The following is a 14,521-nucleotide window of genomic DNA, read 5'->3' as shown; positions in this document are numbered from 1 at the left end:
GCGAGGCCGTTTTGCCGGTCCGAGCAGCGGGTATGACCGCGGTGTTTGGGCCGTCCTAACCTGGGAATGCCAGCCGTCCGGGAGGGAGCGCGTGGCCAAGATGGGTGCTTTGTCGTTGACAACCGAGTCGCCGGCCCGCCCGGCGGAATGGGCCGGCACCGCCCGCTTCGAAGAGTGGCGTGCTGACGTGCGGCGGGGAGTTCTCGCCCACCTCGCCGACTTCCTCGAGCCGCGGCGATTCGAGCTGGGCGACACCCGCGTCGACGCCGCCGGCGAAATCCTGCTCGACTTCACCTCGGGCGGCAAGTGCCTGCGGTCGACCTTCGTGTACCTGGGATGGCTCTGCGGCGCCGCGCCCGGTGCCGCGGCGTTGCGCGCCGCCGCCAGTTTCGAGTTGCTGCACGTCTTTGCGCTGCTGCAAGACGACGTCATGGACGGTTCGGCCGAACGCCGGGGCCGCCCCGCGGCGCACCGGCAATTCGCCCAATGGCATCGCGAGCGCGGGCTATCGGGCTCGTCACGGCGGTTCGGCGAATCGGCCGCCATCCTGCTGGGCGACCTCTGCCTCATCTGGTCCGAGCAGATGCTGCGCGAGAGCGGCGTCGACGCCCGGGGTTTGCGCCGGGCGTGGCCCCGGTACGACACGATGCGCACCGAGTTGGCGGTGGGCCAGTTCGCCGACCTGACGAGCGACGTTCGGCACATGCCGACGCTGGAGGCCGTGCTGGATGTGGCGCGCCGAAAGTCGGGCAACTACACCGTGCGGCGGCCGCTGGAGATCGGCGCGACGATGTCCGATTGCGACGACCGGACGCTGACCCAGCTCGGCCGGTACGGCACCGCCGTCGGAGAGGCGTTCCAGCTGCGCGACGACGTGCTGGGCGTCTTCGGCTCGCCCTCGACCACCGGGAAGCCCTGTGCCGGAGATCTGTTGGAGCGCAAGGCAACCAGCGTCGTGGTGACCGCTCACCAGCTGGCCGATCCGCCGACCCGCGCCGAATTGACCGAACTGATGAACGGCCACATCCTTGGCGACGACGCGCTCGACCGATGGAAAGCGTTGATCGTCGGGACCGGGGCCCTGAACCTGATCGAGGAGATGATCAGCGACCGGGTCGCGGCCGCCCGCGAACACCTCGGCGACACCTCGATCGACGAGCCGGTCCGGGCCGCGCTGGACCACATGGCGACCGCCTGTACGGATCGTGCCGAATGAGCGCGATGAATTTGGGAGCATGGTAAAGATGCGGACCATCGAAGGACGCAGCGAGCACGTGGTGGTGGTCGGCGCCGGCCTGGCGGGACTGTCCGCCGCATTGCACCTGGCCGGCCGGGGCCGCACGGTCACCGTGGTCGAGCGCGAGCCCTGGCCCGGCGGGCGCGCCGGGCGGCTCGACATCGACGGCTACCGCATCGACACCGGGCCCACCGTCCTGACGATGCCGGACATCATCGACGACACTTTGGCGGCGGTGGGTCAAAGCTTGTCCGGCCGGTTGGAGCTGCTGCCGCTCGATCCGGCCTACCGGGCGGTGTTCGCCGACGGCAGCGCGCTCGACGTGCACACCGATCCGGAGCGGATGACGACCGCCATCGAAGAGTTCGCCGGCGTCGGCGAGGCAGCGGGCTACCGGCGACTGCGCGAATGGCTCAAACGGTTGTACCGGATCGAGTTCGACGGGTTCATCGCCGCCAATTTCGATTCCCCGTTGTCGTTGCTCACACCGCAGTTGGCACGGCTGGTCGCGATCGGCGGTTTCCGCAAGTGGGATCGCGTGGTCAAGCGCCACCTCAGCGACGCCCGGCTGCAGCGGGTGTTCACCTTCCAGTCGCTGTACGCGGGCGTGGCGCCGCGAAACGCCCTGGCCGTCTACGCGGTCATCGCCTACATGGACACCGTCGCGGGGGTGTTCTTTCCGCGCGGCGGCGTCCGCGCGCTGCCCGACGCGTTGGCCGCGGCGGCGGCCGGCGCCGGGGTCGAATTCCGCTACGGCGCCACGGTTACCGGGCTCGACCGCACCGCCGGGCGGGTGACGGCCGTGCGGACGGATCGCACGGATCCCATCGCCTGCGACGCGGTGGTCCTGACCACCGAGTTGCCGAAGACCTACGAACTGTTGGGACGCACACCGCGCCGACCCGTGCGGCTGCGGGCGGCACCGTCGGCGGTGGTTGCCCACCTGGGCTGCCGCCGCGCGGCGTCCGGGGCGGCGCACCATACGATCCTGTTCGGTGAATCCTGGGATCAGACCTTCACCGACATCATTCGCGATGGACGGCCGATGCGGGATCCGTCGCTGTTGGTCACCCGTCCCACGGCGAGCGACCCGACGCTCGCCCCGGACGGACGCGACCTGCTTTACGTACTGGCCCCGGCGCCGAATCTCGATCGCGGCGCCATCGACTGGGGCGCTGTCGGCACCCCGTACGTCGACACCCTCATCGAGCATGTCTCCGCCCGGCTGCTGCCCGGGTTGGCCGACGACGCAACGGTTTTGGACGTCGTCACGCCGGCCGACTGGGCGCGCCAGGGCATGGCCGCGGGCAGCCCGTTCGCGCTGGCGCACACCTTCGGGCAGACGGGTCCATTCCGGCCGGCCAACATGGTCCGCGGCGTCGAGAACGCCGTGCTCGCCGGGTCGTCAACGGTGCCCGGCGTCGGCGTGCCCACCACGCTGATCTCGGGCCGGCTGGCCGCCGACCGCATCACCGGCCCCAATGCCGGCCGGGCCACGACGACGCACCACGACCTGAAAGCCGGGCTGACATGATCCGCAGCGAGTTGGACGCGGCCGGAATCGACGATCCGCGGCTGCGCGACGGGTACCGGCGCTGCCGGGAACTCAATGCCGCACACGGCCGCACCTTCTTTCTGGCCACCCGCCTGCTGGCGCCCGACCAACGACCGGCGGTGCACGCCCTCTACGGGTTTGCGCGCTACGCCGACGACATCCTCGACGACCTGAACCCGCAGCTGAGCACCGACGTTCGCGGCATGCGCCTGCAGCAGCTGGCCGAGAAGTTCTTCGCCGGCGGAGACCATCTCGACGATCCCGTGCTCGCCGCGGTCACCCACACCGCGCGCCGGTACCGGATCGCGACCGAGTTGTTCGACGACTTCCTGGCGTCGATGCGGATGGACCTCACCATCACCGACTATCCCGACCGCGGGGCGCTCAACCTCTACATGCGCGGGTCCGCCGAAGCCATTGGGCTGCAGGTACTTCCGGTCCTCGGCACCGTCACGTCGGTCGAGGAGGCCGCGCCTTATGCCGCGGCGCTGGGCCGGGCGTTCCAGCTCACCAACTTCCTGCGCGATGTCGACGAAGACCTGCTGCGGCAGCGGGTCTACCTGCCGGCCGACGAACTCGCCGCCCACGGAGTCGATCGCGAGCTGCTGACCTGGTGTCACCAGCACCGCCGTACCGACCCACGGGTCCGCGAGGCGCTGGCGGCCCAGCACGAGATCGCCCGGGACACATACCGTTTCGCCGCCAACGGGATCGCCATGCTCAGCCCGCGCTCACAACCCTGCGTGGCCACCGCGGCGGCGTTGTACTCCGAAATCCTGGACCGCATCGAGAAAAGCGACTTCGCGGTGTTCGCCCACCGGGCCACGGTCGGCCGGGCCCGACGACTCCAGGTGGCCGGTGTGGGGCTGATACGGTCGTGGCGGGCGCGCAACAGTTCGCCCGGTGTTTCGGATGCCCCGGGGGCCGCATGACCGATCGCTGGCAATATCTGCTGGTTCTGGCGGCATGCCTGGCGATCACCGCGCCCCTGGAGATGTTCGGTCCCGGCATCTACCGGCAGTGGCGGCGGCTCGCGAAGGCGGTCGCGCCGGTGACCGCGGTGTTCCTGCTCTGGGACGAGATCGCCATCGCCGCACACGTATGGACGTACGACGCCGCCTACATCACCGGCGTGAACATCCCGTTCCGGGTGCCGATCGAAGAGGTGCTGTTCTTCGTCGTCATCCCGATTTGCGCGCTGCTGACCTACAACGCCGTGAGCACCATCCTGGACCGGGTCCACCGCCGATGACCGGCCTGGGCTACACGGTGCCGGCCGTCGCGGCCGTATTGGCAGTCTGCGCATGGGAATTGGCGGTCCTGCGCACCGGCCTCTTCCGGCGACCGGCCTACTGGCTGTCGATGCTGATAATTCTCGGATTCCAGATTCCGGTCGATGGCTGGCTGACCAAGCTCAGCTCCCCGATCGTCCGCTACAACCCTCACCAGATCACCGGCCTGCGCTTCCCGTTCGACATCCCGGTCGAGGACTTCTTGTTCGGCTTCGCGCTGGCCACCGCGGTGCTACTGCTCTGGGAACGCCAACGTGCGCGTCGGTGAAGCCCGGCCCACCCCCGGTGAATTGTCGGCCGCCTTCGACGCGGGGGCGACGGCATACGACCGGCTGGTGGGCTCCAGCCCCGGCTACCACGAACACCTGCTGCTGTCCGCGCGCCGCCTGCGAATCCCGGACCGCGGCAGGGGCTTACGGTTGCTCGACGCCGGGTGCGGCACCGGCGCGTCGACGGCAGCGCTGCTGGCCGTCGCCCCCGAGGCCGAGATCGTGGCCGTCGACGCGTCGCGGGGCATGCTCGATGCCGCGGCCGCGAAGGACTGGCCACCGTCGGTGCGGTTCGTGCACACCCCCGTCGAGCAGCTGGCGGAGCACGGCATCCGCGGGCCATTCGATGGCATCCTGGCCGCGTACCTGATCCGCAACCTCGCCGACCGGGACGGTCAATTGCGGAAGCTTCGGGCGCTGCTGCGGCCCGGCGCCACCCTGGCGGTGCACGAGTACTCGGTGCGCGATTCGCCGGTCGCCACCCGCATCTGGCACGCCGTGTGCTGGGGCATCATCATTCCCGCCGGGTGGTGGCGCACCGGGGACGCGACGTTGTACCGCTACCTGTGGCGCAGCGTGCTGCGGTTCGACGGCGCGGCGCGATTCCGCGAGCGCCTCGCCGATGCGGGCTTCACCGCGGTGCACAGCGAAACGATGCCCGGCTGGGAGGCCAACATCGTGCACACGTTCCTGGCGGACGCCCCGCTATGAACGTCACCGACCGCCGGCGCGAGACACGGCCGGCGCCAACCGGATTGCCCGACGCCGGCGCGCTGGCATCACGACCCCGGGTGGTCGTCGTGGGAGGCGGCATCGCGGGGCTGACCGCCGCCACCGGCCTGGCCGAACGCGGCGTCGCCGTCGAGGTGATCGAGCGGGAGGCCTACCTCGGCGGCCGGGTGGGCGGCTGGACCGAGCACCAGGATGGCGCCGCGCTGGCGATGAACCGCGGCTTCCACGCGTTCTTCCGCCAGTACTACAACCTGCGTGCCCTGCTCGGGCGCATCGATCCGCAGCTGCGGATGCTCACCGCCGTCGACGACTACCCCCTGATCGACGGCGCCGGCCGGCGCGACACCTTCCGGGGGCTGCCGCGCACCCCGCCGTGGAACGCGTTGGCCTTCGCCGCGCGCAGCCCCACCTTCCGGCTTCGCGACTTCCTGGCGATCGACGCCCGGGCTGCCGCGCCGCTGGCCGCGGTGTCGGTTCCGGACATCTACGAGCGCCTGGACCACTTCGACGCGGCAACGTTCTTGAAGAGCATCCGATTCCCCGAGGCCGCAAGGCATCTGGCGTTCGAGGTGTTCTCGCGCAGCTTCTTCGCCGACCCGTCGAAGCTTTCGGCGGCCGAGTTGGCGACGATGTTTCACATTTACTTCCTGGGCTCCTCCGAGGGCCTGATCTTCGACGTGCCCACGTCGAACTACGACAGCGCCCTGTGGCAGCCGCTGCGGCGCTACCTCGAGGCTCGGGGCGTGCGCTTCCGGCTCGGGACCGGCGCGTCGCGCATCGACATCGAGACGGCGGGATCCTTCCGGGTGCAGACCGATTCGGGTGACGACGTGGAGGCCGACGCCGTGGTGCTGGCCACCGACGTGGCCGGCCTGCAGCGCGTCGTCGGTGCATCGACGGGGCTGGGGACCGATGACTGGCGCGCCCAGGTCGCGCGGCTGCGCACGGCGCCGCCGTTCGCCGTGCATCGGTTGTGGCTCGATCGCCCGGTCGCGGACCGGCGACCGGCGTTCCTGGGCACCGCCGGTCACGAGCCGCTGGACAACATCAGCGTGCTCGAGCGTTACGAGCGCGAAGCCGCCGAGTGGGCGCGCGCGCATCGTGGATCGGTGGTCGAACTGCACTCCTACGCCCTCGATGCCGCGCCGTCGCGCGCGGCGGCGCTGCGCCAGCTGCACAAGGTGTACCCGGAAACCGCTGCGGCGCAGATCGTTTGCGAACGGCTGCTGCACCGCAGCGATTGCCCGCTGTTCGCCCCCGGGTCCTATTCGGCCCGTCCCGCGGTGGTAACGCCGCAACCCGGGCTGTTGTTGGCCGGCGACGCCGTCCGCATCGACCTGCCGGTGGCGCTCATGGAGCGCGCCGCCACCACGGGTTGGTGCGCCGCCAACCATTTGCTGGGAGGATGGGGGCTGGCCGGGCACCCGTTGGTCACCGTACCCACCCGTGGCCGATCACCCCTGCTGCGATGGCTCGCCACCCGGGAAGGAGCCGCCCGACGATGAATATTCGCGAACAGCTACAGCAGCTGCGGCCCGCCGCGTGGCCCAAAGACTGGCCCCTGCAGGTGATCCCGCGCGCGCCGTGGGCCGAGCAACGCCCAACCTACCGGGAGGCGCAACCCGCGATCATCGAGGGCGCGCTGGAACGGGCCCGGCAACGGCCCACCGGAAACTGGTTCGCGTTCGCCGGCAGTGCCGACGTGCGGCCGGGGCGGCCGTTCGGCGCGCGGGTGGCCGGGGTCGAGATCGTCGCCTGGCGCGACGGCGACCACCGGCTCTGTGTGGGCCCCCGCAGTTGCCCGCACCTGGGGGCCGATCTGGCCACCGGGACAGTGCACGACGGCACCCTGATCTGCCGATGGCATGGGCTGGCTTTGGATGGCCACGGCCGCGAATTCGGTTGGAGCCCACTGCCAGGCCACGACGACGGGACCCTGGTCTGGGTGCGACTCGACAAAGCCGGCGGGGAGGCCCCGTTGCCGGAGCCCGTGATCCCGGCCCGGCCGGCCGGCGAGACGCTGGCCGCCGTTGCCCGCATGGCTGGGGTGTGCGAGCCCGACGACATCATCGCCAACCGGCTCGACCCGTGGCATGGCGCCTGGTTCCACCCGTACTCGTTCACGCGTCTCGAAGTGCTCACCACGCCAACCGAACACGCCGATCGCTTCCTGGTGGCGGTGACGTTCCGGATGGGCCGCCTGGGCGTCCCCGTCATCGCGGAGTTCAGCTGCCCGGAGGCACGCACCATCGTGATGCGCATCGTGGACGGCGAGGGAAGCGGAAGCACCGTCGAGACACATGCCACGCCAATGGGTTCGGGACCCGACGGACATCCCCGGACCGCCGTCCTGGAGGCGACCATCGCCCATTCGGACCGCCCCGGCTTCCGGCGTGCGTCACGCGTCGCCCCGCTGATCACGCCGCTGATGCGCCTCACCGCAAGCAGACTGTGGCGCGACGATCTCGCCTATGCCGAACGCCGCTACCAGGTCCGCGCCGGGCTCGCCTGACCTGACTCCGTCGGCGGGGCCGCCGCATCGGGTTGCGGCGCCCGGGACTTGCGGCGCCACAACGCCCACGTGCCCACCGACAGCGCAATGGCCGACAGAACCAAGGCCGGCCACAGGGCGATCTGCGCGAGCCACAAATCCCGCTGTAGGCGCACGACTTTGCGCCGGCCGCGCCAGACGCGCTGGGGCATCTCTCTCATAGTCATCGCAGGCCACATACCCCACCATGGGCCGATTAAACGGGTTTGACAGCCGGCGCTGGGGGCTAGTCACCAGCATGAGCACTGAGTCGAGCGTTTCCCCCAAGCCGTCATCTCGATCCTTCACCCGACTAGCGGCGGCGTGGTGGGCGCTTGTCGTCGGCCTGTTGATCCTCATCGTTCTGCTCGTTTTCGTCGCGCAGAACACCGAATCGGTAACGGTGCACTTCCTCGGTTTCCATTGGAACCTGCCGGTGGGTGTGGGCTACCTGTTGTCGGCGGTCGCGGGCGCGACCACGACGGTGCTAGTCGGCGCCGCCCGGATGATCCAGCTGCGCAGGGCCGCCAAGAAGCAGCTGCGTCCGCTTTGATCCCCTCGCCCGCGCAAAGCAAAGCCCTTGCTTGACAAGCGCTCACGAGGGACCGCCCCTGGCGCAAACGCGGATTTGCCAGTAACTTAAATATTAAGTTAATTAACTTAATGGGCCCATTGCGGGGGATTCGGGCCTCGTTTCAGCGGGAATGCGACAGCCACGGATTGGGGAGGGACCATGGGCGACAACGGTGCAAGCGAAGCCGTCGCGCGGGCGGTGGGCAAGCTCACCGAGGCTCTGGAGACCGTCGAGCGCGCCCGGGGACACCTTTACTCGTTCCACCAGCTGACCGGGCGCGCCGACCTGCAACTCGACGAAGCGGTCGCGCAGCTGCGCGACCTCGGACACTCCGATCTGGCGCAACACATCAGCCACGAATTGATCGGGCGCAACGTGTTACCGGGCCGGTGGACGTTTCAGGTCGTCGACGACTACGACGACGGCTACTACCGGTGCTTCCAAGAAGTCGAGCACCTGGTGCGTAGCCGGCTCACCGGCGGCCGCCGACACCTCTACGAAGCGCAGCTGAAGGAGAGTCGGCGCACGCACGACCACCCGGCACACACCGCCGCCCCCACCGACCACTCGGCGAAGGAGTGAATTGATGCATTGCGTCGTGTTCGGCGCCACGGGATACCTGGGCACGCGGCTCATCCCCCGGTTGCTCGAAAACGGGCACAGCGTGCGCGTTCTGGCGAGGGACCCCGCGAAGCTCGACGGGGTTTCCTGGCTCGATCGGGTGGAGGTCGTGCAGGGCGACGTCATCGATGCGGGCGCGGTGCGGCGGGCACTCGAGGGGCGCCAAGTCCTGTACTACCTGGTGCATTCGCTGATGCGACCCGACTTCGTCGACTTCGACGAGCGCGCCGCCCGCAACGTCGCCGAGTGCGCGGCCCAGGCGGGCGTGTCGCGCATCGTCTATGTCGGGGGCATCACGCCCGACGGGCAGGAGCTGTCCGATCATCTGGCGTCTCGCGCGCAGGTGGGCAAGCTGTTCCTGGCTTCGGGTGTGCCCGCCGTCGAATTGCGCGCCGCCGCCGTCATCGGGGCGGGATCGGCGAGCTTCGAGATGCTGCGGTACCTCACCGAGCGGCTGCCGGTCATCGTCGCGCCGCGCTGGTTGCGCACCCGCGTCCAACCCATCGCCGTCCACGACGTGCTCTACTACCTGGTGCGCGCGGCGGAACTGCCCGCCGAGGTCAACCGGCCATTCGACATCGGCGGCCCCGACCGCTTCACCTACACCGAAATGATCCGCAAGTACGCCGTGATCGCGGGGTTGCCCAGGCGCCCCGCGGTGCCGGTGCCGTTGCTGACCCCGCGGCTGTCGGCGCCCTGGGTGGACCTGCTCACTCCCCTGCCCCGCCAGCTGGCCGTGTCGCTGATGGAGTCGCTGGAAAACGACGTGGTGTGCGCCGACCACGACATCGCCCGCTACATACCCGATCCCGACGGCGGGCTGACGCACTACGAGGAGGCCGTCGAACTCGCGCTGGCGCACGTGCGCGAAAAGGACCTGCGCACCCGGTGGTCCCGCGGCGACGCGAACGGCGCGCCTTCGCAGCCGCTGCCCACCGACCCGGAGTGGGCGGGTGGGTCGCTGTATGAGGATCTGCGCCAACGCGATGGCCGCACCGATGCCGAAACGCTTTGGCGGGCCATCCAAACCGCCGTCGCTCAGCGCAACTGGTCGGCGCTCCCGTTGGAATGGCCGCTGCGCGGCTGGATCAACGGGGCGCTGCGCATGGTCCGGCCGCGGCGCCACCCCCTCGACGGGCAGGAGCTGCATGAAGGCGAGGCCCTGGATTGGTGGCGCGTGGAGCGCATCGACGCGCCCCGGCGGCTTCGGCTGCGCGCCGACATCCCGCTGCCGGGGCGATTATGGCTGGAGCTGTCCGCGACACCGGACGACAGAGGCGGCTCGCTGTACCGCCAGCGGGCGTTGTTCCAGCCGTATGGACTTGCGGGACAGCTTTTTTGGAACGCATCGGCACCCTACCGCGATGTGGTGTTCGGCGGCATCGCACGCGACGTCACGGCCACGGCGCATTGATGAACGGAGAAGCGACATGAGTGACCGGAAGTTTCACAAGGGCGACAAGGTCGAGTGGAAGAGCCACGGCAGCACCGTGCGGGGAACGGTCGAAGGCGAGATCACCTCGGACACCGAGGCCGCCGGACGCACCGTGCGCGCGTCCAAAGACGAACCTCAGTACAAGGTTCGCAGCGACAAGACCGGCGCGGACGCGGTGCACAAGCCGAGCGCGTTGCGCCCCGCGGACTGAACCGAACAGGCGATGGATGATGGCAGACGATGACGAGGCAACCACCTGGGATCGCTTCCGGGAAACGGTCAACATGACCCCGACCGAACTGGAGCACTGGCTTGCCACCGAGCAGTCGCGAAATGTGGGCCAAAAGCGGGGCGGCGACGAGTCGACCGGTCACGCCAGCGGTCGGCGCATTGTCGACATACTCAGGGCCAAGCGGAGCGATCTCACCGGCGACGATTTCGCGCATATGCGCAAGGTGGTCGGTTATGCCAAGCGCCATTTGGCGCAACGCCCCACGGGCGATGTCGACGAGAGCGCTTGGCGGTACTCGCTGATGAATTGGGGCCACGACCCGACGAAGGAGTAACCCGCTCGGCGAATCACCGGCCGATCGGGCAGAAAATGCGAGACACTTGCCGGGGTACGTGGGTCGCGCGTAGCGATCGCCGATACGCTAGTCGGCGTATCTCGCAAGAAGGACACCGATAAGTGACCAAGCGCGGCGCCGTCGATCGGCGAATGAACCGAGCCGAACTCGAGAAATTGATGTCGGCCGACATGCGCGCACTCACGGCGCACTCGGACCGCATCGGCCGGCACTTCGCCCGTCAAAACGACGTCGGCGGCACCGACTTACACGCCTTGCTGCACATCATGGTTGCCGAAACGGCCGGAACACCGATGACGCCGGCGCAGCTGCGACAGCGCCTGGACGTGTCGCCCGCGGCCATCACCTATCTGGTGGACCGGATGATCGACTCCGGCCACCTCCGGCGCGAGCCCGATCCCACCGACCGGCGCAAGACACTGCTGCGCTACGAGGAACCGGGCATGGCGTTGGCCCGCTCGTTTTTCACCCCGCTCGGGGCGGAATTGCACAAGGCCCTCGCCGACGTGCCCGACCGCGATCTGCTCGCGGCGCACCGGGTTTTCACGGCGATGACGGAGGCGATGGTCACCTTCGAGGAGCAACTCGGCGGAGCGGCCCGCAAGCCGCCCGAGAACGACACCAAACCAGCCAAAACCAGGCGCCGTGCCGTGTCCAAGACCGGCGATCGCCCGGCCTAGCGCACCGGCCGCCGGGCTGCGGGCCCCAGCACCCGCTGCTCGATCAGGTCGGCCCCGCGGGCAACACCCCCGGTTGCGGCGAATCCTTCGGCCACTCGCCGCGCGCCGTCCCGCATCGTCATCGCCGCGCGCACCTTCGCCCTCAACCGCGCCGGGCTGAGATGTTTGGCCGTCAGGCGGGTGCCGCAGCGAGCGACTTCCACCCGGCGGGCGACTTCGGCCTGGTCCCGCGCGAACGGCACGACGCAGACGGGCACGCCGCGGTCGAGGGCCTTCAGCGTCGTTCCCATCCCGCCGTGGGTGATGGCGCAGCCGGCCCGCTGCAGTACCGCACCGTGCGGGACGAAGCGGCATATGGTCGCGTTGGATGGTCGCGGCAGATCCGGGGGAATGCCCGCCGGGAAGGTCGCCACCACGTGGACGGGCTCATCGGCCAACGCGCGCAACGCAATCCGCCCCAGCTCGGCGTCGGACTGCCTGATCGACGAGGTGTTCACCAGCACCACCGGCCGCTCGATGGCACTCACCCAATCCGGCGTGACGGCCTCCGCCGGTTCGAATGCGCACGCGCCGATGTGGTGAACCAAACCGGCCCAGCCGGGATGCCGGTACTCGAAGGGCTCGCCGCCGACGGCCAGTAGCAGCGGCGCTCGCCGCAGAAAGCCGTCGACCGACGCGACGGGCGGCAGCCCCAGCTCGGCGCGAATGACGTTGACCCGCGGCAACATCGGCCGGTCGAACAGATGCCGCACGATCGGCCGCACGGAGGCGTCCCGCGCGTCGCCGAGCAGGCCCGGCAGCGGGCGCAGCCCCGGACCGAAGGGCGGCACGCCGCGAGACCGCAGGTACGGCGTGAACGGCGAGAAGACCAACCACGGGATGTCGCCGGCGTCGGCGGCCGACATCGCCCCCCAGCAGTTCGCGTCCACGATGATCGCATCGGGCCGGACCGCATCCACCGCGCGCCGCAAATCCTGGACTTCGAGCACCGCACGACGGCAGAGCACGTCGATCGTTAACTTCAACACCCCCAGCGCGTTTCGCGCCCTCCAGTCTTCGCTGACGATCGCCTCGATGTCCGGGTCGACCGGACCGGCGTGGACGCCGACGGCGCACAGCGTCGGCACGCCCGCCGACATGGTGCGCGCGTGAACCTGGTGACCACGGCCGGCCAGCTCGGCCAGCAGCGCGCCGACCGGCAGCAGGTGACCCAGGGCCGGCGAGCCGTAGGCCAGTATCACCGCCATGTCAGGGCGACGGCGCGGGCGTGAGGTCGACGGAGCGCAGCCCCGAAAGGCTCGCGGCACCACAGCCGTGCAGACAGACCCGAAGCTCGTCGATGAACGGCTGCAGCCAATCGACCACTGCCCCAGCGGATTCGATCGCCGCGGGCAGCAGCGGTCGAGCCACGGCGACGACGTCGGCGCCCAGGGCGATCGCCTTGGCCGCGTCCATGCCGGTGCGAATGCCGCCGGAAGCCACCAATCCGATGTCCGGCAGCACCTCACGTACCTCGACGATCGCCCGCGCGGTCGGAATGCCCCAATCGGCCAGGTGCGGGTAACGAAGCTCGCCGTAGCGGACGAACTGCTCGACGCGTGACCACGAGGTTCCGCCGGCGCCCGCGACGTCGATGGCGGAAACCGGCAGGTCCCCGTCGGCCCCAACGAGTTCCGCGGCGGCCGCGCCGCCGATCCCGTGACCGACCTCCTTGAGCAGCACCGGGCAGTCGATCGCGTCGGCCGCATCCCGCAGCCTGTCCAGCGATCCGGAGAAGTCGGTGTCACCGTTGCGCTGCATCGCCTCCTGCAGCGGATTGGTGTGCACCGCAAGCGCATCGGCGCCCACCCGGTCGAGGGCCTTGGCGAGATCGGGCACGACGTCCTTGGTCAGCTGGGCCAGGCCGATGTTGCCGAACAACAAGACATCGGGGGCGACGTCGCGAACCGCGAAACTGGCCGCGGCCCGCTCCCCCATCGCGCTGTCCAGCATGATTCGTTGCGAGCCGAGCATCATCCCGATGCCGAGTTGCTGAGCGGCCGCCGCCAGATTCCGGTTGATCGTCCCGGACAGCTCGGCACCGCCGGTCATCGCACCGATCAGAAGCGGGGCCCGCAGGTTTCCACCGAGAAACTTCGTCGACAGGTCGATGTCCCCGAGGCTGGTCTGGGTCAGCGCGTTGTAGGGCAGTTGGTAGCGCTCCAACCCGGTGCTGACGTGCTCATAGTTCACCTGCTCGCCGAGGCAGACATCGATGTGCCGCCGCTTGCGAGTGGTCATCGGCGCCGGCTCGGACGTCACGGCCGGCACCTCGGCGCGGCTCACCCGCGCCCCCTCGCGTCCATAATGTCCATAGTGCCCCTTGTTGCGTACCGCCCAGCTTATGCGCGGCGATGCGAAATTTCAGTTGATTAATGTTTAACACACTGAAAGACTTCTCTCATGGTGTGGGATGGCGTCGCCGCGGCCGTAACCGGACGGCGCTCGTGGCTGTTCGCGCTGGGCGCCGCGCTCGCGGGCATCGTCTTCATCGTCCTGGTCGGCGCCGAACGCCGGGCCGCCGGTGACGTGGGCGCGCAGCTCCGCCGGCAGGCCGGTGGCCGCGGCCTTGCGCAGGTTCGCGACCGCGTCGCCGAGCGCGAGCCCCGACAGGTCGGCGCAGACGCGCACCACCCCGATGGCGGCCTTGCCATCGGCGGATACCTGCGCCGGTGCGGGGGCGTCGCCCGGCTGCGCGGCGGCCTGCACGCGATCGCGGGCCGCTTGGGCGGCGGCGACGTCGGCCGGGCGGAGTGCGGCGCCGTCGGCGCGGCTGACCACCACGATCAGTGGCAGCCGGTCCCCACCGGGGAATTGGCGGGCCATCGCGTCGACCCGGGCCGAATCCGAGCTGGTCGGCACCGACAGCGGGGCCTGGCCGGCCGCGGCGTTCGCGCCGACCAGGACGATGAAGACGATGCCCGCGAGCGCGGCGCCCAGCGCGAACAGCCACGAGCGCCGTCCGGTTAC

Annotated in this window: 18 protein-coding genes; 14 read left to right on the top strand and 4 right to left on the bottom strand. The window is 69.8% G+C overall.

The window, feature by feature from the left end:
- Positions 1 to 100 precede the first annotated feature (100 nt).
- Genes A5702_RS24815 through A5702_RS24780 form a run of 8 tightly spaced genes read left to right on the top strand, consistent with a single transcriptional unit; the run spans position 101 to position 7,597 of the window.
- A complete protein-coding gene (locus A5702_RS24815; RefSeq protein WP_055404350.1) occupies positions 101 to 1,216 on the top strand; it encodes a polyprenyl synthetase family protein in 1,116 nt (371 codons plus the stop codon).
- Between the two features lie 28 nt (positions 1,217 to 1,244).
- On the top strand, positions 1,245 to 2,771 hold the full coding sequence (gene crtI / locus A5702_RS24810; RefSeq protein ID WP_068224640.1) for a phytoene desaturase family protein: 1,527 nt from the start codon (positions 1,245 to 1,247) through the stop codon (positions 2,769 to 2,771).
- Entirely contained in the window at positions 2,768 to 3,724 is a 957-nt protein-coding gene (locus A5702_RS24805; protein ID WP_055404329.1) for a phytoene/squalene synthase family protein, read from the top strand. Before crtI ends, A5702_RS24805 begins: the two co-directional genes overlap by 4 nt.
- Complete coding sequence (locus A5702_RS24800) at positions 3,721 to 4,044, top strand: lycopene cyclase domain-containing protein (RefSeq protein ID WP_055404331.1); 324 nt, start codon at positions 3,721 to 3,723, stop codon at positions 4,042 to 4,044. Before A5702_RS24805 ends, A5702_RS24800 begins: the two co-directional genes overlap by 4 nt.
- Positions 4,041 to 4,352, top strand: a complete 312-nt coding sequence (locus tag A5702_RS24795; protein WP_055404333.1) for a lycopene cyclase domain-containing protein — start codon at positions 4,041 to 4,043, stop codon at positions 4,350 to 4,352. Before A5702_RS24800 ends, A5702_RS24795 begins: the two co-directional genes overlap by 4 nt.
- The gene (locus tag A5702_RS24790) at positions 4,339 to 5,064 is read left to right on the top strand and encodes a class I SAM-dependent methyltransferase (protein WP_055404335.1); all 726 of its coding nucleotides are present in this window, start codon (positions 4,339 to 4,341) and stop codon (positions 5,062 to 5,064) included. Before A5702_RS24795 ends, A5702_RS24790 begins: the two co-directional genes overlap by 14 nt.
- The gene (locus A5702_RS24785) at positions 5,061 to 6,590 is read left to right on the top strand and encodes an NAD(P)/FAD-dependent oxidoreductase (RefSeq protein ID WP_055404337.1); all 1,530 of its coding nucleotides are present in this window, start codon (positions 5,061 to 5,063) and stop codon (positions 6,588 to 6,590) included. Before A5702_RS24790 ends, A5702_RS24785 begins: the two co-directional genes overlap by 4 nt.
- The gene (locus A5702_RS24780) at positions 6,587 to 7,597 is read left to right on the top strand and encodes a DUF5914 domain-containing protein (RefSeq protein ID WP_055404338.1); all 1,011 of its coding nucleotides are present in this window, start codon (positions 6,587 to 6,589) and stop codon (positions 7,595 to 7,597) included. Before A5702_RS24785 ends, A5702_RS24780 begins: the two co-directional genes overlap by 4 nt.
- Here A5702_RS24780 and A5702_RS24775 read toward each other — a convergent pair.
- A complete protein-coding gene (locus A5702_RS24775) occupies positions 7,570 to 7,788 on the bottom strand; it encodes a hypothetical protein (RefSeq protein WP_156669745.1) in 219 nt (72 codons plus the stop codon). The genes A5702_RS24780 and A5702_RS24775 overlap by 28 nt on opposite strands.
- 86 nt (positions 7,789 to 7,874) lie before the next feature.
- On the opposite strand from A5702_RS24775, the gene A5702_RS24770 reads away from it, so the two are divergent.
- From A5702_RS24770 to A5702_RS24745, 6 genes are all read left to right on the top strand, one after another.
- Positions 7,875 to 8,168, top strand: a complete 294-nt coding sequence (locus A5702_RS24770; RefSeq protein ID WP_055404342.1) for a lipopolysaccharide assembly LapA domain-containing protein — start codon at positions 7,875 to 7,877, stop codon at positions 8,166 to 8,168.
- A 180-nt stretch (positions 8,169 to 8,348) separates the two neighbouring features.
- Entirely contained in the window at positions 8,349 to 8,771 is a 423-nt protein-coding gene (locus A5702_RS24765; protein ID WP_055404344.1) for a hypothetical protein, read from the top strand.
- Between the two features lie 4 nt (positions 8,772 to 8,775).
- On the top strand, positions 8,776 to 10,224 hold the full coding sequence (locus A5702_RS24760; protein ID WP_068224637.1) for a DUF2867 domain-containing protein: 1,449 nt from the start codon (positions 8,776 to 8,778) through the stop codon (positions 10,222 to 10,224).
- 16 nt (positions 10,225 to 10,240) lie between these two features.
- Complete coding sequence (locus A5702_RS24755) at positions 10,241 to 10,456, top strand: DUF2945 domain-containing protein (protein ID WP_055403971.1); 216 nt, start codon at positions 10,241 to 10,243, stop codon at positions 10,454 to 10,456.
- A 19-nt stretch (positions 10,457 to 10,475) separates the two neighbouring features.
- Positions 10,476 to 10,811, top strand: coding sequence for a DUF3140 domain-containing protein (locus tag A5702_RS24750; RefSeq protein WP_055403995.1), 336 nt, complete (start codon positions 10,476 to 10,478; stop codon positions 10,809 to 10,811).
- A gap of 122 nt (positions 10,812 to 10,933) precedes the next feature.
- Positions 10,934 to 11,512, top strand: coding sequence for a MarR family winged helix-turn-helix transcriptional regulator (locus A5702_RS24745; RefSeq protein ID WP_055403972.1), 579 nt, complete (start codon positions 10,934 to 10,936; stop codon positions 11,510 to 11,512).
- On the opposite strand, the gene A5702_RS24740 is transcribed toward A5702_RS24745, so the two are convergent.
- The 3 genes from A5702_RS24740 to A5702_RS24730 all read right to left on the bottom strand — a co-directional run.
- Complete coding sequence (locus A5702_RS24740; RefSeq protein WP_055403973.1) at positions 11,509 to 12,759, bottom strand: glycosyltransferase; 1,251 nt, start codon at positions 12,757 to 12,759, stop codon at positions 11,509 to 11,511. The genes A5702_RS24745 and A5702_RS24740 overlap by 4 nt on opposite strands.
- 1 nt (position 12,760) lies before the next feature.
- Complete coding sequence (fni, locus tag A5702_RS24735; protein ID WP_197281279.1) at positions 12,761 to 13,792, bottom strand: type 2 isopentenyl-diphosphate Delta-isomerase; 1,032 nt, start codon at positions 13,790 to 13,792, stop codon at positions 12,761 to 12,763.
- Between the two features lie 138 nt (positions 13,793 to 13,930).
- On the bottom strand, positions 13,931 to 14,521 hold a 591-nt coding region (locus tag A5702_RS24730), incomplete at its 5' end, for an MMPL family transporter (RefSeq protein ID WP_369817979.1).

Origin of the sequence: Mycobacterium sp. E3339 (assembly GCF_001666915.1) — a bacterium.
Classification (GTDB): Bacteria; Actinomycetota; Actinomycetes; order Mycobacteriales; family Mycobacteriaceae; genus Mycobacterium.
The sequence above is the reverse complement of the archived record's forward strand: the minus strand, read 5'-3'. Positions and strand labels throughout refer to the sequence as shown.